The organism is Oligoflexus sp. (assembly GCF_035638955.1).
Lineage (GTDB): Bacteria > Bdellovibrionota_B > Oligoflexia > Oligoflexales > Oligoflexaceae > Oligoflexus.
This window is the reverse complement of sequence record NZ_DASQYZ010000120.1, coordinates 1-23826: the sequence shown is the minus strand read 5'-3', so window position 1 is coordinate 23826 and position 23826 is coordinate 1. Positions and strand designations below refer to the sequence as shown.

Genomic DNA, 23826 nt, shown 5'->3' with positions numbered 1-23826 from the left:
TGATAAGCGAAACGTCAGCGTTTAGGGCTCGACGCGCCGCCCCTGCTCATCGGCGTTAAACCAATGCAGAGCCTCACGATCCAAGGTGCAAGGCAGCTTATCGCCACGCCTGGCCTGGGTGATGATTTCCAGTCTTTGCGGATTGGCACTGCGAATGATCACCTGATGACCAGAGGCTTCACCGACCATATGAACTTCATGACCGTGCGGTTCCCGCAGAATCATCTCCACAGTCATATCCACGTTCCCACTGGCTTCACGACCGGAACGCGCGAGGACTTTGATCGATTCGGGACGCAGGCCCAGAGTATAAGGCCCGGCTTCCTTCGGACAGGGCGCATCACTCAGGTCAAGGGCCAGGGCGCCAGAGGTAAAGGTGCGCTTGCCGCCCGCGAAACTGAGCATGCCATCCAAAAGATTGATGGTAGGACTGCCGATGAAGGAGGCCACAAACTTATTCGCGGGTTTATGATAGAGTTCCAGCGGTGCCCCCATCTGCTGAATGTCGCCGCCGTTGAGCACAACGATGCGATCCGCCAGGGTCATGGCCTCGACCTGATCATGGGTCACATAAACAGAAGTTGCCCCGATCTTTTGATGCAAATCAGCGAGCTCAATACGCGTCGCCGAACGCAGTTTTGCATCGAGGTTGGATAAAGGTTCGTCAAACAGAAAGAGTTTGGCTCGCCTGACGATGGCACGACCAATCGCCACACGTTGGCGCTGACCGCCGGAAAGCTGGGAGGGCCGGCGATCCAGGTAACTTTCGATTTTAAGAGTGCGGGCGGCGCGATTGATTTCCTGGTCGATTTGATCCTTGGGTGTTTTACGCATCTTCAGACCAAAGGCCAAATTTTCTCGCACAGTCATGTGGGGATAAAGGGCGTAATCCTGAAAGACCATCGCGATGTCGCGATCTCGCGGCTGCAGATTCGTCACCTCGCGTCCGGCGATTTGAATCTCGCCCTCGGTAACATCTTCAAGACCTGCGATGGCCCGCAGCAGAGTGGATTTGCCACAACCGGACGGACCGACTAAAACCAAAAATTCCCGCTCGTGCACTTCCAGGTTGATATTGTTCAGAACCCGGACTTTGTTATCGTAGAGCTTGCTCAGATTGGTGATTTTGAGTTGCGTTTGCACAATGCTCCCCCTTGATCCCACACAAACACCATTTTACCGGCCAGGTGTCCAGTCAAACCCAGCACCTCCGCAAATTTTCACCACACAATTGTTACTCCGAGCGGGACTCTTCCTTAATGAAACGCGTGGCCTTCAAGGAGTTCTTAATCTTTTTGAGATGCTCAACGAAGTCGGGACCGCGTTTCAGAGTGACGCCGGTGGCCAGCACGTCGATGATTGTCAGATGGACAAGGCGGGAAATGGCTGGCGTATAAACATCGGTGTCCTCCGAAGTTTCAACGGCGAGCACGATGCTGCTATGTTGGGCCAAGGGAGAGTTCGGCATTGTGATGCTGATGACTGTGGCGCCGGCTTCGCGGGCGAGCTTGGCAGATTCCACGGTGGCGATCGTGCGACCCGTATAGGAGATCAGAACAATCACGTCACCACGTCCTGCAGAAGCGGCTGACATGCGTTGCACCATCACATCGGTATAGGCAACCACGGGTGTATTGAGACGGAAAAATTTGTGCTGGGCATCAAGGGCGACCGAGGCCGAAGCACCCAGTCCATAGAATTCAATCTTACGCGCACCCGCCAGGGCATCAATGGCGCGACCCAGAACTTCGTAGTCAAGGTTGCTCTTCGCATCCTCAAGGGCGGCCATGGTCATTTCAAAAATTTTAACGGAAAAGTCGCGGACCGAATCATTGGCTTCGACATTGGAATTGACGTAGGGCGTTCCGTTGGCCAGGCTTTGGGCCACACGCAGTTTAAAATCCGGAAACCCCGTGCAGTCCAGACTTCGACAAAAACGGTTTACGGTCGGTTCACTGACATCGGCCGTTCGGGCCAGAGCCGCAATACTGGATCGAATGGTTGCATTCGGATCAGCTAACACCACATCTGCAACCTTGAGCTCAGACTTGCTCAGAAATGGCCTCGTCTTTTGGATTTTCTGCAGAATGTTAATGGCAGACTCCTCTTGCTAGGAATGACTCGCATACGGTGTAAGTTGGCGTTAAATAACCACGGAAACTTCCCGCTGACAAGCGTTTATCTTTTAGGCCAGATCCCGTGAAAATGCAGCTCTTCTCTTGTGTAGCTTCGGTATGCAGATGCGGTTGAGTTGGCAGGATTCGATAAACAGCTGTATTGATTTGAGAATAAATTAATAAGTCATGTCGGCATAGGAACCGACATGAAGGAAAAAAACTACTTTTGTTTCATGCGGCCTTTTTGTCTTCCAGATGGAAAGACTCTTCGAACAAGTCGAACGGCAGGGTGATGCGAAACTGGAAAGGGCAACAGCCTTCACTCGCGCCAGGGCTGGGATAAAGTTCAACGGTGATCTCACCGCCGCAATCCTGAATGAACTGTCGCACAGCGTCCATGCCCACCCCTCGGCCTGAGATTTCAGTAATCTGGTTGGCTGTGGAGAGGCCGGAATCAAAGATCAAGGCTGCCACGGCATGGGGATCACGTGCCGCGTCCGATGTCAGCAGTCTTCTGGCCAGACCTATTTTGCTGATCCGCGGCAGATCCAGGCCCCGTCCGTCATCACCATAGCGAAGGATCAGGTACTCGCCGTGCCGCTCCATGTGAATGTCGAGTCGCCCGCGGGAACTTTTGCCCTTGTCCAGGCGCTCCTTGGGCGTCTCAAGCCCGTGATCCATGGAGTTGCGCAGAATATGCACGAAAATATTGCGGAACAGTTCCTCGCCCTTTTCGCCGAGCAGGATGCCGTTTGATTCCAGAGACACCTCAGGAACTTCCTTGTGGAGATCCTTGGCCAGGAGCGGCAGGCAACCCGAGAGATCGGCGAAGACGTCCCTGACGTCTTTGAATATCTTATGAAAGAACACGGCATGAATATCACCGACGCTCCACCGCAGGTCATCCGGCAGAGTCTTGCCACGGATCGCATCACTTAAGGAGCGATAGAGCGTTTCGATTTGCTCGGTCTTGAATTCAATAATATGCGTCACGTCCACCCCGCGACCCAGTTTTTCCCGGGCCAGTTTCTCATAGACCTGCACAATACGCCGGGCATCGTCCAGTTCCCGCTGCATTTTCTCGACATCCCAGGGGGTAGCAGGATTTTTCTGCAAAACCGCATAGTATTGTTCAATGTCGTGAAAGATATGAGCCATTTTTTTGAGGTAGAGCGAGCGAGCCGCCCCCTTGACGGTATGCATGTTGATAAAGAGGAGCTTCAGGATTTCGAGGTTTCTCTTTTGAATGCCCTGGGACCCCAGGAGTTTGGCATTCTCTTCGATCAGCTCCCGACAAGAATTCATAAACCGGATAAAGCGCGGGGTCGGGACGCTGAGGATTTCACCGATGAATTCCAGTTCCTGCTGCTGATCCCGGCTCTGCTCCTCCAACGCCCTAAGCTCGGTGACATCCCGCATGGTGACCAGAATTTTATCCAGCGACCCGCTCGCGTTCTCAATCGGATTCCAGGTGAGCTCAAAGATATGGTTCTGATCTGCTCCTTCCCTTCGGCGAATTTCCAGTGGCAGCGCGTGGGCATTCATTTGAAAATTCATGGTGTCTTCACCCATGGCGGCCATGATGCAGCTTTCAGCCTGACTGATTTCATCGTGGCTCAAGGCACTGCGGGCAAAGATAAGGTCGGTGGCCAGGCTTGTTTCCAGGTTCTGATTGGCAAAGATATGCTGAATATGCTGCGAATGATCCTTATGGATCTTGCGATCCGTTTTAATCATGAACACCCCGAGCGGGATATGTTCCATGATGGAACGGATGTCGCGGGTCTTTTCATCGACGATGGCTTCCACATTTTCAATGTGCTCTTGCAAACGATCATTGGCGCCTTTGAGGTCCAGGTTGAGCTGGTTGATGGCAGCATGCGACTGCTCCTGCTCGAAGCTGATTTTATCTCCCAACGCCAGTGACAGCAGGACGACTTCGATGGCGCCGCCTACGAATTGGCTCCAAGCTGTAAACGTATTGTCCGGCAGCAGCCCATAGATTCTCGCCATGGTGATGAGGCTGCCTACAATAATAAAGCCCCAGGCCGCGGTATAAAAATAGGCCGGCCGATAGCGTTTCAGGCAACCTGAGACACCTGCATAGACCAGACAGCTTGAGATCAAAGCATTGGTAAAGAGCACGAGCGACGAAGCCAGATTAAAATCGAAGATCGAGAGGATCATATTGGACAGGGATAAAACAAAGACCCCCTTGATGGCCTTGACTAGCCACGGTGAGGATTGTTTCAGATCAAGGAAGGGAATGGCAAAGAGACAGCCGGCAATGGCAGCCCATTCCGCCGCGAAAATAATGCCACTATGGATCGTGAATGTGGCCATGGGATGGTCGGGAAGGAGATAACGAGCCATGCCTGTAAACACAAACTGGACGAGCCCAAAACAAATGATGTAGCCCACGTATGTGAAGTAATACGGAGTCCGCAGCCTTAAGGCAAGAAAGGCATTATAAGCCACCATCACGGCCACGAAGCCGAAGAGGAGGCCAATGGCTAGAAAATCATTGCGCATGTGCCTCGCCAAGGCGTCGACATCCCAGGCATAAAGCTGCAGGTTCATCGGGCCATCGGTGGCGATGCGCGCATAGTACGTGTGGAGGCCGGGAGCGATGGACAATGGAAAAAGAATATTGCGAAATTCACGCTCGGCATCAGCCACCCGATCGCCTTTGGTCATGAGGTGGACCGCGTGATCCCCATCCCATTTATAGAGCTCGACCCGATCCAGGTAAGTTTGCGCCGGCATCAAGGTCAGAGGGCGCACTCCGTCACTGCGATTGTCGATTTGAAATTTGATCCAATAAGGATCCTTATTGAAAATAATAACGCCTCGGCCTGTCACAGGAGCGAATTTTGCATCCATGGCGGGCAGTTGATCCACGGTCAAGGAGCCGGTGGGATCAGCAACGTAGACCACGTGCGGCAGCAGATCAAATTGAGTGAAAGTTGATCCACGATCCATCATCAAAGGCTGCGGCGAGGCAGACAGCTGAGCCGTGTAAAAGCAGGACACGGCGAAGAGAATGGCGCGAATCCAATTCACATCGAACCTCGAATCAGAGGGTCCATCGAGAACCTTGGTTAAGGAGTTGAAAAGCTCCATAAACAGTCATGTTAATCTCGGTTAAACCTTGGAAACACTTGTGTGATCAGGGATTGCTGTTTTACGAAAGGGTCGTAAGACACATCAATGATGAAGCAATGGATTCTTTACTTCCTGCAATGAATCTCGCCGAGCGAGCGTATGGGTGGTCCCTCGCTGGTAATACTGCCCATAACCTTGATTAAAACCAACACTTCGTTAAACTCCACGAAGTTGATGTTCAACACTTATGGGAGCAGGAAAATTATGGCTACCAAACACATTGCCGTTATAGTGGGAAGTCTGCGCAAGGATTCTCTCAATCGAAAGATGGCCAAAGCTTTGGCCGCCCTGCAGCCACCCTCGCTTCAGCTGGAGATTGTCGAGATTGGCCAACTGCAGATGTATAACCAGGATCTTGATGAAACACCCCCACGTGAGTGGATTGATTTCAGAAACAAAATCCTGAGCTGTGAGGGAGTCATCTTTGTGACGCCGGAATACAATCGATCCGTTCCTGCGGCTTTAAAGAATGCCATTGATGTGGGTTCCCGGCCTTATGGCAAGAGTGTATGGAATGGCAAACCGGCCGCTGTGATGAGCGTTTCGCCTGGAGCCATCGGTGGCTTTGGTGCCAACCATCATCTGCGTCAGTCTCTGGTCTTTCTCAATATGCCTATTCTGCAGCAGCCGGAGGCTTATATCGGGGGCGCGGACAAACTGTTCGATGCCAGTGGTGCCATCAACAATGATCGCTCGCGTGAATTCCTTAAGGGCTTTGTGACATCGTATGCCACCTGGGTCGAACGCTTCCCCGAAGCCGGTCAACGTTAGACTCATCGGTAATTAAGCCAATCGGGCAGGCCAAGGCTGGCCTGTTCGGCTTCCGTGCCGCTGTTCGGTTTTCCTCGCCACAAGTCCTTCCTGCGTGAATGGATCGGAGGTGCGCCTCGGAAAGGTGTATTCTCACCCTTTCTGCCAGGCTATAAAGAAGACCACGTCGAGCATAAGGAACGGAGAATCATGAATCATTATCTGGTCGCGGATGTTGGTGGAACCAATGCCAGACTCGGTCTGGTGACGACAGAAGGCAACGAAGTGTTTGGGATCGAACAGCTCTCGAACAAGGACTATCCGCACCTACTTGACGTTGTGAATGCCTATCTGAGCCGGGCTCAATGCATTGTCCTGCCCAAAAAGGCCTGTTTTGCCGTGGCTTCCCCGGTGGCCGGTGACCGCATTCATTTCACGAATAATTCCTGGTCGTTTTCCATTCAGGAATTGAAGGCGCAGCTCGGCCTTGAGTATTTAAAAGTGATGAATGATTTTGAAGCGGTGGCTCTAAGCATACCCTACCTGGGCCCCCGTGAAGTTTTTCGCGTGGGCACTGGCGCCGCTGTTCCCCATCGCACCATTGCGGTCATGGGGCCAGGAACTGGACTCGGCATGGCGGCTCTGGTGCCGAACTCGCCGAAACCGCTGCCGCTGGCGACGGAAGGCGGTCATGCCTGCTTTGCGCCGCAGGATGAATTGGAAGTGCATATTGCGTCCCGTATCAAGCAGCGTTTGGGCTTTTGCTCCAACGAAGATCTGCTGTCGGGCAGCGGCCTCGTGTCGATTTATGAAGGACTTTGCGATTGGTATAAGTCCAAAGGTACGTTCCAAAATCCATCGGACATAACCACCGCCGCGCTGGAAGGCACCGATGACATGAGCCGCCTGTCCCTGGAACGTTTCTGTGCCGTCCTGGGGAGCGTGGCGGGAGATTATGCGCTGCAAATAGGGGCTCAGGGTGGTGTTTATATTGCCGGGGGAATTGTGCCCCGGTTCAAGGAATTCCTGGCGGAACATTCCTCGTTCCGCGAGCGTTTTGTCAGCAAGGGGCGCTTTCGCAACTATCTCGAAGCGATTCCCACGTACGTGATCATCGCCCCGCAACCTGGTTTGGTCGGGGCGGCTTCCGTTTTTGATGAGGGGCAATAAAACCATGAATGCCGCGGACCGCATGCTGAATATCTTAACGCAAAACCGTCTGATGATTTCAGTAACCTTAAACGCCTCTGAAGATTGGCAGGGTCTGGGTGAACTCCTGGAGCACTGTCACCTGCAGGCCGTTGAAATCCTGCTGCGCAGTCCCTACGCCTGGGATGGTGTGCGTTCCCTCCGCAAACACTGGCCGCAGTTAACGGTAGGTGTCGGGACCGTTCTGCATCCCGATGATTTGAAAAAGGCCCAGGATGCCGGTGCAGGTTTCGCAGTCAGCCCGGGCACGGAAGCTTCGCTCCTGGACCTGGCTCAGGAACTCCGGATGCCCTATCTGCCCGGCGTGGCGAGTCCGTCTGATCTGATGCAGATCGCGCGCACCTCGTACCGGGCGGTTAAGTTTTTTCCAGCGGCTCCGCTGGGGCCAGCCTATCTGCAAGCCTTGGCCGCACCCTTTGCGGATTTTCGCTTCAGCGTCGCGGGTGGATTGGAAGTTGGGAACTATAAGCAATTTTTGCGAATGAAACAGGTTGCGGCCTTGTCGGGCACCTGGCCCTTGCCCAAAAATCTGAGTGATCCGCATGCCTGCGGTCAGGCCCTGCCTTCTTTGAAACAACTGGTCGCGGAGCTGACCGAGGCCTTGGCAACGTAAAATTCCTGGTCCCTGCCTGGGACCAGGTCGTGACCCTGCCTTCTCTTTAACGCGCTTTTTCCACGCGGAAAAAGGTCAGTGGCTTTTCACTGGCAAGATCCTTGGCCGGGATATGAATCAGGTCAAAAACATATTTCCCGTCCTGACCTTTGGGCACCTGAAAGCTGAGGTTACTGCTGCCACCCGAGCTGGTCAGGCCCTGTTCCTCGACCGGCGCTCCAAAGTTTTTATCAGCGCTCCAGCCTTCATCAGCGAATTTGAACTCGGCGCCGCCGCTGCCCAATTTAATTTGGGTGCGGTAGGTATAGTTGCCTTCATATTCGAGTTCGTTATCCGGATTCCAACTGTTCATACTGCCACGCACAAAGAGGGCTTTTTTGCCTAAAGGCGCCTCGACCTTGCGGTTGCTTGGCAACGTGGTCGGCTTTTGCTCGGGTGCAGGTTTCATGGCGTCAAAGCTGATCTCATGCTTATTGTTGATATAGACTGTGACCACCGGCGCACCCTGCGGGCCGGCTTGAATATAGGGATTGATGTGATCCTTGAAGCTTAAAAGAACGGGACGGTCAAAGGTCACCGATTCATCATCCTTGGGATCACTCAAACCTTCAAAAATAAGGGTTTCCTTGGCTTCCTGCAAGGGCCAGGCAAAGGTGAATTGGCCCTTGTCGAAGGTCTGCGGCACGGCGATGTTGCCGCGATGGCTCAGCGTATAAACCCGGTTGCGGTTATTGCCGTTTTCATAATGAACGGTCACCAAAGGAGCGCGGGCATCGACGATCAGTTTACGCTGCACACTGGCCTTGGCCCCACTGCGGGCGGTCACATCGGCTTTCAAAACGAGGTCGGTTCCATTGGGATAGTGGCTGCCTTCGATGTAAGCGCGATAGGGGGCATTAAAATCCGTGTAAAGCGGTTTGAAATCCTTGTCCTTGGATGATTTTGCCGAAAACACGACCTTGTATTCACCTTCCTCGGGCACCTTCACTTCGCCAAAGAAGAGATCAGCCACCCTTTGCCCTTCTTCCAGGTTGGAAAACTGTGGGGTCAGGGCTATGCGAGCCTTGTCCTTGATTTTGGAACCTTTGAGAATCGCAAACGATAACGGCGGCAGGCTCAGTTGTCCACCAAGCGTGCCGGCCGGGTGCACCAGGCTATAGCCGGTTCGAGTCCAGGGAATGGTGCGCTCGGTATTCTTAACGTTGAACACCAAAAGGTAATCCTCATTACTGTCGAATTGCGAGCGGCGGAAGGCCAGCACATCCGGGCCAAAATCTCGAACCGGAACATATTCGCCCGAGCGCAGCAAAGGATGGGCTTTATAAATCTGGGCGAAACCAGCCAGGGTTTTGTAAAAGGGATGATTGACATCAAAGCTGTCCTTGTCCGGGTTCAAGGGCGCCCCGACGTGTTTGATGTCCCGATAAGCTTTCGTCTTGGAGGCGAACATATCCTCGCGCGCCCCTTTATCACCGCCTTTGCCCACAAAGCCTTGCTCATCCCCGTAATAAATGATGGGCACACCCCGCGCAAAGTACATGAATGCGTGAGCCAGGGTCAGGCGTTTCAGGAGCTCATCGTCGGAAGCATTTTTGAAATGCTCTTTCATGAAGTAAGCGAGTCGGCCGATATCGTGGTTACTGACGAAGTTCATCATCTTCTGCGGCGCGCTGGCCAAACGATGAATATCATCCTGAGCCAGATATTCATGGAGACGTTCGACGCCATGCTCGTCGGCGAACACGTCCTTGACTGCGCTCTGCATGCCGAAATCCAGCACCGAATCAAACTTGCCCAGGCGCGTATAACGGCTCAGCACCGCGGGTTCCGAAGAAAAGACTTCACCGAACATATAAAAGTGCGGAACACCGGCATCATGGGCAGCCTTGCGAACGGCGGGAATAAACTGTTCCCAGAATTCAATGTTCACGTGTTTCACCGTATCGATACGGAAACCGTCGAACTTGTATTTTTTGATCAGGTCCGCATAGATTTCAATCATGCCCTGCACGACCTTGGGATTTTCCGTCATCAGGTCATCGAGGCCGTAGAAGTCCCCCATCTCGGAGTTTTCGCCAGAAAATGTCGAGTTTCCACGGTTGTGATACAGTGTGACGTCGTTCAGCCAGTCGGGTTTCTTTTTAATTTTGGGATCAAAGATATAAGGGGTGTAGGCATAGTTTGGATCCTTGAATCGAGCGAAATTCTCGGCACTGAAATCGCCGTCGACGAAGCCTTCATTCAGCTTCTTGCCATTTTTGGTGGCCACGTAAGGATAATCGTCGCGCGAACGGTAGGGGCAGTCCCAGCATTCCCGATAGCTGATGACATCGGCCGTGTGGTTGGTGATGACATCGATAAAGAGTTTCATCCCGCGCTTGTGGGCTTCGTCGACCAGACTCTGGAAATCCTCTTCGGTGCCCCAATGGGGATCGACGGTGGTGAAATCGAGCGTCCAGTAGCCATGATAGCCGGAACTGGCGCCGATCGGACCATCACCCACCTGGGTGGCCCGGTTCTTCAGGATCGGGGAAAGCCAGATGGCTGTCACGCCGAGGCCCTGGAGATAGTCGAGCTTTTGGATGATCCCTTTGAAATCACCGCCATGATAAAAATTCTCAAGCTCCGGCTGATAGCCGTGCCGTACGATATCTTCCTTCGTGTCTTTGTCCTGGACCGGCAGTCGATCAAAGGCCTTGTTGTTGGCCGGATCTCCGTCATTGAAGCGATCCATCACCACGAAATAAAACACTTCGTCATGGATAGGGCGATTCCAATTGGGGCCAGCCGCATGCAGGCCGGCCCAGGGCGTGAGCAGGCTACAGGCGAGCGCCAGCTTTTGCCATAGTTTCATAGCACAGACTCCTTCCGCACATTTTTCAGGTACAAATGTTTGCGCTGGCTAACTTAATCAATCGAGGGAAGGAAATAAAGGCTCCGGGGGAGCCCCTGAGGGAAAAGAAACCGAATGGTAGCTTGGAATTCGCTCAGGGAGCTGGTGCAGCGGTGCGGATGTGATCGAGTATCGCCTTGGAGACGATGCCGTGCACGCCGAAGGCATAGTGCAGAAACTTGAGCTGATCGCTGGGCTGCGCGGCTGGCAGCACGTTCAGCTGGGTGATGACGCGATCAACGTACGCTGGCTCATCTCGCAATTTTTCTTCGAGATGACGCAGACAATACTCCGCGACAACGTCGTTCACATTCAAGCAGCGACTGATGATGCTGCGCGCCAGGTTGCGTTCACCGGCCTGAACTTTTTCCATCAGAAAGAGCATGGCGTCCTGCGACAGCTGCAGGGGGATCCCACCCGGGGTCACCATTCTCAATGTTGCGATGGCCCTGGACTCTAGTCCGTCCAAGGGCTTATTCGATGCCATGACAAAGCCTCCTTAAAAGGTGAAAAGGACTTGGAAAATTCCAATTCCTGGTGACTTCGACTGACTGCTGCGTAGTTCGGTAGACTTCGACCGACTGAATGCTCCAAAGTTCGGTTGACCTCGACCGAAGGAACGTCAAACTCTTCGGATTGGAATAGTAGACATATGAGTCGCGGGTAAAAGCTCAATCGAGACGCGAGCTTTTCGACTCGTCGACCCAGAAAGTATATTTAGACAGAGCCATTTTTGCAAGAAACATAACCCAAACCGTCGCGCACGCCAACGTTGGGGTAGGACTCAGCTGTAATTTCCTTCTATTATGCCACAAACGCTAGCCAAAAGAACAACCAGCCCGACAAAGTCGTGCCGATCATGGCCAGAGCTGAGAGGCGGCCCCAAAAGCGATGTCGGGATCGATGGTTGCCATTCTGGATGTGGATGCGTTGCTTGAGGGCCAGGGACAGTGTGAAAATCCACAGGAAAAACGTAGGGATCGCAAAGCACAGGTGAAAGATAAGCGAGGGCATGACGAAGGTGGTGTAGTACGGGGAAGCTTCAGCGTACTGACGCCACCCATTCAGGCGCATATCCAGTTCAAAGACCAGAATGGCCAAGCCTAGCACCACACCCAGGATGATCTGGAGTCGCCGATGCAGTCCATAGTTCCGGTGTTGCCGGACCTGATACCAACTGACCAGCATCACCGGGATCACGGCAGCCATGGCCAAGGCAATAAAATTTAAGACAAAATTGGCACGGCTGAGGGGCATCCATCCATCCACAGCTAACTCCTTATGAAGACATACGTCTGGGTTCTGGCCTGCCCTCTGGTAAGCGTTGGCACATTTATAGGGATTTTACCTTAAACCGGCCGCCCGCCGCGAGCGATGAGTCGCTGTGATGGTGGCGCAGGACATCGTCGCGGAAAAACTGCAGAGCGTCGGTGCGCATGAAGAAGCACCAAAACTCAACACCATACAAGACCAGCCGCGGAGCTTATGGACTCATGTGGTTGCGCTGTAATTCTGGCAATGACATCAGAGGGGTTGCGGGAGATTTCTTAGGGTCTGTTAACCAAGATAAGGGTATCACGGACGAAGTGACCCGTAGTTCAGGTGCATCATCTCCTGGAGTCAATACTATCTTGAATCATGAACGTGTGAAGTTGGAAACAGGCAGTTACCGGGCATACGATACTCCGCAATGAACCGGGTTGCGACACCAATGAAGCAGGCTCAACAGTGAGCTGAACCCTATTGATACCGAGCGTTACGCTCTGTTTCGAAGCATGAAATCGAGCGTTTTCCTGATCCTTTTTTCAGGTTTGTCGTCACGTGGTCTGGCTCTTGCAATGCCTGTTGCAGAGTCATGTCCTGTAGCACTGTCATGTCCATAGGAGGTTATTTCATGGGACTCATCGTGACGATCATCATTGGTTTTTTTGTCGGTTTGATTGCTAAATTCTTGATGCCAGGTCGTGATCCTGGTGGCTTCATCATCACTATCCTTCTGGGTATCGGTGGTGCACTCACGGCTAACTTCCTCGGACGGGCCATGGGCCTTTACGGAAACAGCGAAGCAGCCGGGTTCATTGCATCTGTCATCGGCGCTATGATTTTGCTCGCCATCTACCGAGCATTTTCTGGACGCAGCAGGCTCACGCACTGAGTCGATTGATTTGAGACTTCCTGTTGAATGGCGAAAACAGCCGGCGAAGATATTCGAATCTTCGCCCAGGATTCTGGTGTCGTAAGGTCAAGCGTGAAAACGTGGAGACCAAAGGTCATTCGAATCGCCGGCTGTTGCCGCTGCCCTTCCTTCGTAATCTCAATGCGTCTCCAATCGCAGTCAGCCTACGGGATTGCAATTTGCACAAAATGCACGCAGAACAAGCCCACATTATTTTCTCGCTCCCATCCTCATCATTTCTAAAAATGAAATGAGACCTGCGTTTTGCCATTGTATACAAAATTAACCTTCCTTTAAAATTTCACCTACTTGAATGGCACTGTCATAGGTTACTTAGCGATCCTCTGTAGTGCCTGTCAATTGCATATTTCAGAAACCCAGCATGCTTGTCATTTCTCATCGCACATGCGAAACCCTTGGCTGTTTGGTCAAATTAATTTTTTTCTTGTTTTCAGACAGGAGTGAGAAGATGCGTTCTATTCAAATTTTGAGCCTGCCTTTGGCGATGTTGGCACTTTCGGCTTGCGGTACGGGTGAACCCGCAACCAGTGAATCGAAAATTATCAACGGCACGCTGGCTCCGGACGGCGGCGTCATCGAGCAATCGACAGTGGCTTTGGTTTCAAGCAATGGTCAGGTGTTTTGTACAGGAACGCTGATCCACAAGAATTTTGTGGTTTCAGCCGGACACTGCCTGTCCAATTTCGGCGGGACACTTTACATCGGGTTTGGTCGCAGCAGTTCTGAATTCCAGTACGTGAAGGCCGCCGACTACGAAGTGAGTCCAGGCTACACAGGCAGCTTCAACAAGGCGGTTCCCTCCGATATTTCCGTCATTGAATTGAGTTCAGCAGCACCTGCTGGCTACAAACCGGTGGCGATTTACAAGGGAACCGTTGCCCAGGGCAGCAGCCTGGCTCTCGCAGGATTCGGCCAAACCCAATCGGGTGGCAGCGGTCGACTGTATTACACCAGTGTCGGCGTCACGTCCAAGACCAGCAATGAGATCACAGTTTATAAAGGTGGAACAGGATCATGCTACGGTGATTCCGGTGGACCGGCTTATGTGACGAGTGGATCGAGTCTGCAGGTGATCGGTGCGACCTCGCGCGGGCAGGCCGGCTGCGGCGGATCGAGCGTTTACACCAATGTTGCTTATCACCTGAACTGGCTGCGCGGCTGGACCGGCGTGAGTCTGTAAAAACAGCAATGCCATTGGCTTCGAGGGAACTGGGTCAAAAATAAGTCCCAGTTCCGTTCCAAGCCAATGGCTCTTGTGAGTTTGCTGACAGCCACTCAAATATTTAGGACATGGACGATCGACGTTCGCTGTCCATGGACGCGATGTACTGGTCCAGTTCGGCTTCGGCGTTTTCTTTAGCCAGTCCATAACGTTCCTGGAGTTTGCCGACCATGCGATCCTTCTTGCCGGCGATCAGTTCAATGTCATCATCGGTGAATTTTGCCCATTTTTCACGAATGGTACCTTTGATATTTTTCCATTGGCCTTCAACCTGATCCCAATTCATAACTGCCTCCTGGTTCTGGTGAGTGTGAATTCACGTCGTGAACTCGACCTGACTACTTCACAATGCGTGCCAGAGCTAAAAAGCATAGATCATTGCGAAAATCTGCAAGAGGCGAACCTAGCCATGAAGCGTGTTTCATACAGAGCTGCAGGCAAAAACCAACTCGACGTCATGAATGTGCGCGGTTAAATGTTTTGACCGTCATCACGTGTGCATAAAACTGTGGGCGTAAAGCTGCTCGATAGCTGTGCGGTTCTGTCCCAGCTTCCACTTGGCTTGCACGCTTTCCACCTTGAAATGAATGACACGGATCATGGGCAACGATCGCGCGTAAAATTCCTGATGCTCGATCAGCGATCGATAGCCGCCTTCCGGTTGATAGCGTTGCATCATACGTTCAAGTACGGCGGCGCTCTCTTCCATGCTGTCGATCACGAGGCCTCGTGCCCTGATTTCAGCGAAGCGATAAAACATAGTGGCAAAGCTCGCATCCTCAGGGTCTTTCGCATAGGACGGAACATAACCATGATAGTCGTTGAACACCAGCGTCGCATCCGGGTGCAGTTGAAGCTGTTTCAACTGTGGATCCTGCCGATGCAGATGCAGGTAGATGCTCTCGCCTTCGACCAAGGGATTGAAAAAACCCGTGGTCGGCGGCCCTCGTTCCTCGTGCGTGATCAGAACACAATAGGGGCGTTTTTCCAGAAATTGCTGAATCATCCGCGGTGACTGAGGCTGATAGATGGGATAGTGCTGCATGGTTCGGTCCTCCTAGGCTTTTCACTGTGCCTGAGTCCTGGTATAGTGCAAACGACCAGATTGCATTTTCCCTCTATACCAGAATAAGTTAATGAATTTATTAAATATTTCTCTGAATGAAGGTCCGGAATCCCTCTATCGCCAGGTGGCTCGCGCATTACGGGAGGCGATTCAACGGGGGATTTTGCGCGCGGGTGAGCCTCTACCGTCAGCCCGTAGTCTCGCCGATCAATTGCAGGTGAATCGACATACCGTGCGCATCGCCTATGAAGAGCTGATGGCGGAAGGCTGGATTCGCGCCGAAGAGCGGATTGGTTATTTTGTGGCGGAAGATTTTCCAAACGAATGGGCGAACGCGCCGATGGTTATCCCACCGACGCGTCGTGGCATTTTATTTGAAAAACTGGATAAGCGGGACGGGGAGCTGAACCAGCTGGGGCGGGCGGGGCAGGAGAATGTGGGCGAGTTCCCCTATAATCTGCAGAGCAGCGTCCCGGATCTCCGATTGTTTCCGGTGGCTGAACTCAAATCCTGTTTTTCACGCGCGCTGCGGCAGCTGTCCTCGCATCTGGATTATCAGGGGGCACGTGGTGATCCCCTGCTGCTGTCCCTGCTGAGTGATGTGGTGCGACAGCAAAGGCAGCTGGGGCAGCAGGAATTGATTCTGACCCAAGGGTCCCAGGAAGCCATTTTTATCACGGCCAGTCTTCTTTTAAAGCCAGGCAGTGCGGTGGCCGTCGAGGAAAAAGGTTATCAACCCGCGTGGCAATGTTTTAGGCATTTTGGAGCCGAGCTGGTGCCGATTCGTCTGGATGGGGAAGGAGTGATTCCCGAGGATTTGGAACGGCAGCTGGAGACGAGGCGCATTGATCTTTTGTACCTCACGCCACTGCATCAGTATCCGACCACAGTGACTCTGACTCCCGCCCGCAGAGCCCGCGTCATGGCCGTTCTGCGCGAGCATAGGGTGCCGCTTTTGGAAGATGACTACGATCACGACGTTCATTTTGATTCCTTTCCACCGCTGCCGATGGCGGCGGAGGATCCTGAGCAATTGGTTATTTATGTTTCGACGCTGTCGAAGCTGATTTTTCCAGGGGCCCGGCTGGGTTTCATGGCCGTTCCTCCCGCGGCTCTACCCTGGTTTTTGCAAATGAAGGCCTATACCTCACGCGTGAATGAGACTTTGGCGTCGCGTGCGGTGGCTCTCTGGATTCAGGACGGTGGCTTCGGGCGCCATCTGCGCCGACTGCGGCGTACTTATCAAGGCCGTCGGGATCATTTGGTCGAGCAACTGGAAAATCTCTCATTTTTTCGTCAGGAGACGTCGTTCGTGGCGCCCAAAGGCGGCATGAACTTGTGGTTGGATCTCAAAAGAAATCCACAGGTGATCGCGGAAAGGGCACGGCGGGAAGGACTTTTGCTCTCCAGCGAGCACCTCTATCTGGCGCCGGGCAGGCAGCACGAAGCGCGTCATCTGCGTTTGGGATTCGCCGCGCATGATGAGCGGGAAATGAATCGGGCTTTGAAAATCCTGCAGCGCGCGATGCAGGCCAAGGGCTGACAGGAGTGTGTGTCATGCGTCGTTTTGTGTGCGATTGCGTGGTGGCATAACCCATGCAAAGTCCAGAGCCATCCAACGGCCCTCCCTTATGCCGTTGGCGGACCCACACTTTCCCATCGAGGCACTTAAGTCAGCTACCACAGAACCCAAACGTGAACCCAAACATTCCGGATCCGGTCTTGCGCACCATGCCCGTCAACCCTATGGTCTTTTGATTTTGGGCGGCATTCTCTTTGTCGCGGCTTGGTGGTTCTGGACCTTTTTCATGGGCACACCCGTCTGAGTCTTGAGGTTTTAAAAGCATGACCCATCGTTTTGTCCTCTCGACCGGCCACGTTCTGTTGCAAAAAATTCTGGTATTTTGTGGATCTCGTCATATTCGCCAGCTCGAGGGATTGATGTCTGAGCACAAGTGGCTCCGAGGCACTTTCAAAGCTGCACTGGACGACAGGGCCGCGAAAGGCGATTGATATAAAAGCATTCACTCCCCAAGTGCCTAAAATCGGCGGAAGCATTTTGATCATTAAGGTTAATTTTCCTTGTCCGAGGTCATATTCTTACTTCCTTGAACGCCTCTAATTTTACTACCTTTCCATAAAGTCAATGCATACATACAAAGCTCCCGGCTGAGGAGGATGAAGGCCAAGCACATCGAAACATTTTGCACCATTCCGTCTTCCCAAAAGGAAAATTAAACGTATGATATTAGCTAGTTTATATGATTTATCCGCCTGATTTCATTTATCCCACTAAAAGACCGAAGTCTGCTTCTGAACACCGAAGCCAGGAGACTGCTATGCAGACCTGGTTTTTCGAAGGACTTTATTTTACCAGAAAGAGGAGTCGCATCTTGAAAGTCATCGTTTTCGTGTCACACGAAGTCAAGGAATTTGGAACTTGGAAAAAAGGCTTTGATGCCAATCAAACAGCTCGCGATGCCGCTGGCTTTAAGCAGGCTTTTCTGGCTCGGGATGCAAAGAAGCCAAATCTCGTTCACGTCGGTTTCTTTGCTCCATCCGTGGATGCGGCGCAGAAATTCGTCGCCGATCCCAAACTTAAAGAGACCATGGAAAAAAGCGGCGTGATTGGCATGCCCGATATCCGAATTGGAAACGTCGCCTAATTGATCGCTTATCGAAGAACCCGCAGGGATCCGCTTTCAGGCGTGCCCTGCGTTTATGCCTTCGATGAGTCCAATCTTTCGACACATCAAGATTAAGGCGGATGAGAGCCCTGCGATCCTGGATACCAGGAATCTCCACGAAACTAAATCCGCAAGGAAGCGGGGCAAAAACATTCAGGACATTTGTAGCGGCCAAGCCGACTGCAGATGTTCGATGGCTCCAGGTTTGCCCTTTTTCAGTCGAAATGTAAAGACCTCCGTAGGTACCGGCCAGGATCTGGGATCCCGACGCGTGACACTAAGAACGATCGAATCTTTCAGAAGATGTTCTGTAAAAAAAAAACCGGCGTCGATGTTTCATCGCTACCTTTGCCACAGGCCGCAAATAAAAAAAGCGCAGGGATTAAGCTGCAAAAATTCATCGACCACCTCAGAAAAACGAGGGCCTCATACGAGGCCCCAGGGTTCAATCAAGGGCACTTGCCGGGAAGTGCGCTGGTCGCCGGGCAGGGTTCGTAGAGACTCTTCAGTGCGCTGAGACCAGGATAGCTGCTGCCTGGTTCAATATACCATAAGGTCGACGTTCCTGCGGTGGATATGGACCAGGTCGCGGTAGGAAACGTAGCCAGCGCCTTCAACTGAGCTGCGGTTTTCGCAACGGTATTGGAGTTGGCGCCCACCCCAACTCCATCATTGCCACCCGAGATCGTCGCCGTGCTCAGGTAGAATCCGGTCAATGCCAGGGTCGATTGATGCTCTCCGACGATAAAGCCAGCTGAGGTGCCACCAACGATCGAACCGGTTGAATAGACATTGTTCACCCCCTTGGCTGTATTGGTCTCCAAACCGGAAATACCTCCGACCGCCAAGCGACCTGTGATGCGGCCAATGTTATACGAGTCAGAGATCTTGGCCCCATTGCCCTGGAGGCCGACCATACCGGCAACCCAGACGCAAGATCCTGCCTGGACCTCTCCGTGGTTTGCCAATTGATCCATGCTGATGCCTGGATATTCGCCGCCTGCCACACCAAATACACCACCCACCCCACAGAGATCATTGTATGTGGATTGGACGGTCGCCAGATTCAACAGAACGGAAACCTTCCGAAGGGGATAACCGGAGCTGTCGCTGGCGTTCACTTCGCCTGCCACACCGCCAACGTGGGCTCGACCTTTCACATGGCCACGGGTTGAGATCCCTTTGAGCACGCCACCGTCAAACCACCCAGCAACAGCTCCAACCTTGTTACGTCCGTTGACGGAGATTTTGTCAAGGTGGATATCGCGGATCACAGCCCCCCATGGAGAGCGGACCAGAGCTCCGACTTCATCTGTCGCTGGCAGGTTAACACGCAGATTGCTGAACCTATATCCTGAACCATCGATCATACCCGTAAACCATGTGCTATTTTCTGGAGCGCTTGCCAAGTATTTTGTGCTCGAGAGTTCAAGACATTTTTTATCCGACGCATCGATTGTATCACCATCAGAATTCATGTCGCAGGCTGCCTTGATCTCAGCGTGGCCGGGCTCGGCCATGCTAATAGACGACATATCAATATCCTGAACCAATTTCAGCTTCTTTGAACACGCTGATAAGACACCCGTATTGCTCGAGCATTTCGAAGCAAAATCCAGCCATTGATAAGGGTTGGCGATTAGGTAAACGCTGTGATTTTCGTTAAGGACTCCATCCAGGTCAAAATCCACGGCGGCAGTGTCAGTGATTGTGATCATTGTTTTGTCATAGTTTTTCGCCAGCAGGCTATCATTGTCATCGATTGCATAGGGATCACCGCTCGTCTTTAATAGGCTTTTGGCGGCAGCAAGCCCAGGTGCTGATGGACACTGATTGATAAGCTTCACCCAGAAACCATCAAGATCCTTATCGACCCACTTCGAAGCAATCAAAGCATCGTTTTCGCCAGGGCAGCGGTCGCTGCCATCGGCAACACCATCGCCATCAGAATCCAGAGTTGATTGCACTGTACAGCTCGCATTCACGTATGTGCCGGTCCAGGCCGAGATATTCCCGCTTGAAAATGTTCTTGTCTGAACCTGGCTCACGCAGCTGGAACCAGCGGGTACAGTTGCTGCTTGGTAACGGGTCCGCGATTCCACACATGAATCCAGGGTGTATGTTCCTGACCACACTCCATAAGCGCCGCCAGTTGCAGTGCGGATTTGAGTTTCCATCTGGCAGGTGCCTGAAACCGAAACAAAAGAATACTTGTACCGGGTCTCTGCGCAGCTCGCGTTCGTATAAGTGCCTGTGAAAGAGCCAAACTGCCCATTGGAGCAAGTTTTTGTTTGGGTCTCTGTCACGCAGGTGGCACCAGCTGCGACGCTTGCCGTTTGATACATGACTCTTGATTCGATCCCATTGTGGGGGGTGGCTCCACAGGCTAACGGAGCCGCAACTGTGCAATTATCGTAAGTGAATGTTCCCGACCATGGGCCTAGTACTCCTTTGCTACAGACAGCTGTCTGCGTTTCGGAAACACAACGCTGATCATAGGGTACGGAACCGCTCTGGTATTTGAGGCGTTGTGCGGAGCTTCCATCCGGAATGCTGCCACAACTTGCCTTCGGCTTCATGCTCACGGAAACAATCAATGGTTCGGTTCCCTTATAGGCCAGGCCTTGAGCTATTTCTTCGTTAGTCGCCGGGCGTCCGAGCACTTCCAGATATAGTGTGTTAATGACCTTCTCTTCAGCTTTCGTGAGAGTGAGTCTTTCGTCTTTTATGGAGGTCAGGGTACTGTCCAATTCTGCGCCCGATGGATTTCTACCATAGACTTTCTGATAAATGGCTGTGACTTCTGCAATCGGTGCTGGAACATGAACATAGTAGAACTGGTCGTAGCTGACTCCATACTTGTTCCATACGTGATACTCAAACATATCGGAACCGTGGAAGCCGGTTCGAGGGGTATAAGTGAACGGTACGGGTAAGAAGGGATTGAAATACGTGCTACCTTCTGCAGGCGCCCTCACGACAGCGAAAGACTGAGGGATGCTGGCTGTAGGCACAGGAATCGCGGTTGCCTGGCCGAACTTGCCCGTCATAAACATGGGATACGCAAGAGGCCTTCCATTCCTGATATAGATCGGTATAAAGCTGGTATTGTTTTTATCTGTTAGCTCCGGCTCACTCACAGATATTTTAACTCCGAGATAATAACCGCGGCCAGTGCTAAGATCGTTCGGAAGTTGAACGTCAACAGGAACCTTCGTCCAGCCCGGACCCATCTCAAACGAGGCCGATGCCAAATACCGGTCTTGTTCAGATATGGCTTCATTGTCAGACAAATAAAAATCCAGCCACACACTTTTGGGCGAATCACTGTAGTTTTCATATAGGAAATTCGCATTGAAATTGTGATTGCCGTCCGCATTATATTGGTCGAACACTCCATAAGCTTGGTCAATGTAATAAATTGGAGCACTCTGAGGCACGCGCATGTGGATTGCGTAACCGCCCGCCGAGCCGCCAGTGTTGCTGAATAATCCGCTAAAGTCCATGAAAGTTACACCGACCTCGGTTCCCGGGGTTCGGCCGTACAGGGAAGCAGCCCCTGCAGTGGCATCTATACCGGGCATGTAATGTATCCCTTTGAGGCTGCCCGAAGCCCCGCCGGTGAGATGAGTATTGAAATGCGTATAGTGCGTTCCCATGATACTGTAGGAGTCCCAGGTATGCATCAGTCCCAAGGCATGGCCCAGCTCGTGCAGAATAATAGCAATACCAGAGCCATACACATCATCGGTCGAGTCAAACGTTGCACTCTTATACACGATATTAATGGATAAAACCTGGAGTTGGCAGTTCTCATTCACACTTGACATGACATTGCTTCTGCCAACATTATCATCATCAGCATCCTCAACATCAGGTACTCCATCATTATCATCATCTTCATCTTCGCCGTTAAGCGTTAGATACACCGGCGTCCCCGCAGAGACTGTCTCAAGGAACTGGAAATTGGGAAACGCGTCGTTCCATCTCTGAACTGCGATGGCAAACTGAGCTTTCATTTCAACTATCTTGGCGGTGTCCTGAAAATGAGGATTATCAGGGAAGTGATACTCCAGGTAGTTCCGTTCAAGCGCGACGATCTTATTAGATATACCAGCAGAAGGTTTTGAGCATCTTTGGACTGTGTATGCGAATCCATTTTGAGCAAAGTTCAAAAGAGAGAGCAGTATCCCCATAATAAACAGAAGATTTGACTTAATCATTTGCTCCCGCCTTTGGTGATTTCCTTGATGAATGAGTCTAGGCCCAAAGCCGACGGCTTCTCCTGTGCTCCCCCGGGGGGAGACTTCGGTGAGTGCACCTCCACTTGAGTCGTCTGGTACCCCAGTACGAGCTCCACGCCGTTTTTTGGGTTTTTTGTCTTAATGGTGTCTTTTAACTTCTTCGCCGACTTGAATGTCCTAAGCTTCCCTTCGACAACTGAAAACTGATGCCCACGGCTGTCGAAAACTTCACCCTCAACGATGGGGAGCTTCCCGTTCTCTTCCACAGGCATGATCTTGTTTTTTGAAATGAAAAGCAGGTCCTCGTCACCAACCTCAAACTGCATAGCTGCTGAACCAGCGATCATGACCATCTTCGAATCATGCCAGCCACCCTTGAAAGTCAGCGTAATTTCTTTTGATTTGATTTCGCCTTTAATGACACGACTGATCTCAACCGTAATGTCTGTCGACACATTAACGTTTGAACCTTGCGACAAGTCCCGATACTGAATTGACTTTGTCTTCCCTATAACCACAAGGTCAGACTTGTCGAATTTCTGGCCATAATCGGACGTGTAGGGGGAAGCATGAATCGCAACACTTCCGATCAGTGGCGATAGGTAAAAGGTCGCGCACAGCAAATGTCCAGCTACCCATTTCAATGACCCCATGTAGTCTTTCGCTGCAATCATCCGAAACCTTTCCCTAACCGGAATCTGCGGTCAATCGCAGTCCGTCAGCATCGAGTGGGTTTTCATTGATCCCACCACGGGACAAATGACAAATCGTTCGTGAAAAGTATAAATTTGCACATTAGCGTTTTATCTTTATCGACACATAGGGGTGGGTGCAAAATCTAAAGGAGAATTTGTAAATGATGAATGAAGGATGGAGCGGTGCTTAAACATGGTCGCGGCAGCTTTACAACAACCATGTTTTTTCGCAGAATGGTTAAGAAAAATTAAACTTTTTTTTTGATTAATGCTCAAGAGAGAAACTCCGATTCTTGTCATGCACCTGGCATATGAGTTTTCCTCGGTTCGGAGCAAAGCATTTGTTTGGGCGGTTTAGGGAATTCGTCCGCACATGAATCCACGGCAAACGAGGCAGCATCAACATCGGATACCACCTGGTTCATGAAAAGAACCTGGTTGCCATTCTTGCAAAAGCTACTGTCGAGGCACGTGAAACCCAGCGGATCCATTCCGGGAATCATCTTGCCCTGGTAGAAAACCTTAGTCGAATCCTTAGCGTATTTAGGATTTTTCGCGTCTAATGTGAGAGATTGAGGGTCTGCTCCGTCGACAATCTGACCATCGAAATAGGCGTGATTTCCGTCCTTCGCCCAACCAGCGGTTATTGCCTGGAAGCTGTTTCGATCAGCTTCTTCAATGGTCTTGCCTCCATAGTAAACTTTTGACTTGTCCTGAGCATAACTGCCTATTAATACTTCAAAGCTTGCCAGATCTGCATGCTCTACCCGTTCGCGATAATGGTACACGGCGAGATTGTTTTTCTGTTAAGTCAAGGACGACCCAACTTTATGAAACATTGAAAAAATAAGCCCCTGCGGCGAAATTGGAAGAACTTTAAACAAACCTTCCAGCCACAGGAGCCGATGATGCAGAAGCACCTAAACCGCATCATAGATGAATTTCAGCTTATGCCCAAGAGTATCGTT

General features: G+C 51.8%; 18 protein-coding genes. 7 read left to right on the top strand and 11 right to left on the bottom strand.

Annotated elements, in window-relative coordinates:
• Positions 1 to 21: 21 nt before the first annotated feature.
• From VE954_RS11585 to VE954_RS11575, 3 genes are all read right to left on the bottom strand, one after another.
• Positions 22 to 1143, bottom strand: a complete 1122-nt coding sequence (locus VE954_RS11585) for a sn-glycerol-3-phosphate ABC transporter ATP-binding protein UgpC (protein WP_324952818.1) — start codon at positions 1141 to 1143, stop codon at positions 22 to 24.
• 91 nt (positions 1144 to 1234) lie between these two features.
• Positions 1235 to 2095 (bottom strand): transcriptional regulator HexR, encoded by an 861-nt coding sequence (gene hexR / locus VE954_RS11580; RefSeq protein WP_349263816.1) that lies wholly within the window; start codon positions 2093 to 2095, stop codon positions 1235 to 1237.
• A 253-nt stretch (positions 2096 to 2348) separates the two neighbouring features.
• Positions 2349 to 5180 carry a 7TM diverse intracellular signaling domain-containing protein gene (locus VE954_RS11575; protein WP_324952817.1) on the bottom strand — a complete coding sequence of 944 codons (2832 nt, stop codon included), beginning with the start codon at positions 5178 to 5180 and terminating at the stop codon, positions 2349 to 2351.
• A gap of 303 nt (positions 5181 to 5483) precedes the next feature.
• On the opposite strand from VE954_RS11575, the gene VE954_RS11570 reads away from it, so the two are divergent.
• From VE954_RS11570 to VE954_RS11560, 3 genes are all read left to right on the top strand, one after another.
• Entirely contained in the window at positions 5484 to 6053 is a 570-nt protein-coding gene (locus VE954_RS11570) for an NAD(P)H-dependent oxidoreductase (RefSeq protein WP_349263815.1), read from the top strand.
• A gap of 189 nt (positions 6054 to 6242) precedes the next feature.
• Positions 6243 to 7202: a glucokinase gene (glk, locus tag VE954_RS11565; RefSeq protein WP_324952814.1), complete on the top strand. Its 960-nt coding sequence runs from the start codon at positions 6243 to 6245 to the stop codon at positions 7200 to 7202.
• 4 nt (positions 7203 to 7206) lie between these two features.
• Positions 7207 to 7854, top strand: coding sequence for a hypothetical protein (locus tag VE954_RS11560; RefSeq protein WP_324952812.1), 648 nt, complete (start codon positions 7207 to 7209; stop codon positions 7852 to 7854).
• A gap of 46 nt (positions 7855 to 7900) precedes the next feature.
• On the opposite strand, the gene VE954_RS11555 is transcribed toward VE954_RS11560, so the two are convergent.
• The 3 genes from VE954_RS11555 to VE954_RS11545 form a co-directional block, all read right to left on the bottom strand.
• Positions 7901 to 10708 (bottom strand): alpha-amylase family glycosyl hydrolase, encoded by a 2808-nt coding sequence (locus VE954_RS11555; RefSeq protein ID WP_324952810.1) that lies wholly within the window; start codon positions 10706 to 10708, stop codon positions 7901 to 7903.
• 133 nt (positions 10709 to 10841) lie between these two features.
• The gene (locus VE954_RS11550; RefSeq protein ID WP_324952808.1) at positions 10842 to 11234 is read right to left on the bottom strand and encodes a hypothetical protein; all 393 of its coding nucleotides are present in this window, start codon (positions 11232 to 11234) and stop codon (positions 10842 to 10844) included.
• A gap of 317 nt (positions 11235 to 11551) precedes the next feature.
• Positions 11552 to 12016 (bottom strand): DUF420 domain-containing protein, encoded by a 465-nt coding sequence (locus VE954_RS11545; RefSeq protein WP_324952806.1) that lies wholly within the window; start codon positions 12014 to 12016, stop codon positions 11552 to 11554.
• Between the two features lie 625 nt (positions 12017 to 12641).
• Here VE954_RS11545 and VE954_RS11540 point away from each other — a divergent pair.
• Both VE954_RS11540 and VE954_RS11535 read left to right on the top strand, forming a co-directional pair.
• Positions 12642 to 12902: a GlsB/YeaQ/YmgE family stress response membrane protein gene (locus tag VE954_RS11540; RefSeq protein ID WP_324952805.1), complete on the top strand. Its 261-nt coding sequence runs from the start codon at positions 12642 to 12644 to the stop codon at positions 12900 to 12902.
• 490 nt (positions 12903 to 13392) lie between these two features.
• Positions 13393 to 14124 carry a S1 family peptidase gene (locus VE954_RS11535; protein WP_324952803.1) on the top strand — a complete coding sequence of 244 codons (732 nt, stop codon included), beginning with the start codon at positions 13393 to 13395 and terminating at the stop codon, positions 14122 to 14124.
• A 103-nt stretch (positions 14125 to 14227) separates the two neighbouring features.
• Here VE954_RS11535 and VE954_RS11530 read toward each other — a convergent pair whose 3' ends face one another.
• Both VE954_RS11530 and VE954_RS11525 read right to left on the bottom strand, forming a co-directional pair.
• Positions 14228 to 14452 carry a CsbD family protein gene (locus tag VE954_RS11530; protein WP_324952801.1) on the bottom strand — a complete coding sequence of 75 codons (225 nt, stop codon included), beginning with the start codon at positions 14450 to 14452 and terminating at the stop codon, positions 14228 to 14230.
• Positions 14453 to 14656: 204 nt separating this feature from the next.
• Complete coding sequence (locus VE954_RS11525) at positions 14657 to 15211, bottom strand: FMN-binding negative transcriptional regulator (RefSeq protein ID WP_324952800.1); 555 nt, start codon at positions 15209 to 15211, stop codon at positions 14657 to 14659.
• A gap of 91 nt (positions 15212 to 15302) precedes the next feature.
• Between VE954_RS11525 and VE954_RS11520 the strand changes: the two genes are divergently transcribed.
• Together VE954_RS11520 and VE954_RS11515 are read left to right on the top strand one after the other, a co-directional pair.
• Positions 15303 to 16775 (top strand): PLP-dependent aminotransferase family protein, encoded by a 1473-nt coding sequence (locus tag VE954_RS11520; protein ID WP_324952798.1) that lies wholly within the window; start codon positions 15303 to 15305, stop codon positions 16773 to 16775.
• Between the two features lie 796 nt (positions 16776 to 17571).
• Positions 17572 to 17898 carry a hypothetical protein gene (locus VE954_RS11515; RefSeq protein ID WP_324952796.1) on the top strand — a complete coding sequence of 109 codons (327 nt, stop codon included), beginning with the start codon at positions 17572 to 17574 and terminating at the stop codon, positions 17896 to 17898.
• Between the two features lie 470 nt (positions 17899 to 18368).
• On the opposite strand, the gene VE954_RS11510 is transcribed toward VE954_RS11515, so the two are convergent.
• From VE954_RS11510 to VE954_RS11500, 3 genes are all read right to left on the bottom strand, one after another.
• Positions 18369 to 21938, bottom strand: coding sequence for a hypothetical protein (locus VE954_RS11510; protein ID WP_324952794.1), 3570 nt, complete (start codon positions 21936 to 21938; stop codon positions 18369 to 18371).
• A 200-nt stretch (positions 21939 to 22138) separates the two neighbouring features.
• A complete protein-coding gene (locus VE954_RS11505; protein ID WP_324952793.1) occupies positions 22139 to 22837 on the bottom strand; it encodes a hypothetical protein in 699 nt (232 codons plus the stop codon).
• 317 nt (positions 22838 to 23154) lie between these two features.
• Positions 23155 to 23646 (bottom strand): DKNYY domain-containing protein, encoded by a 492-nt coding sequence (locus VE954_RS11500; RefSeq protein ID WP_324952792.1) that lies wholly within the window; start codon positions 23644 to 23646, stop codon positions 23155 to 23157.
• Between the last annotated feature and the right edge of the window lie 180 nt (positions 23647 to 23826).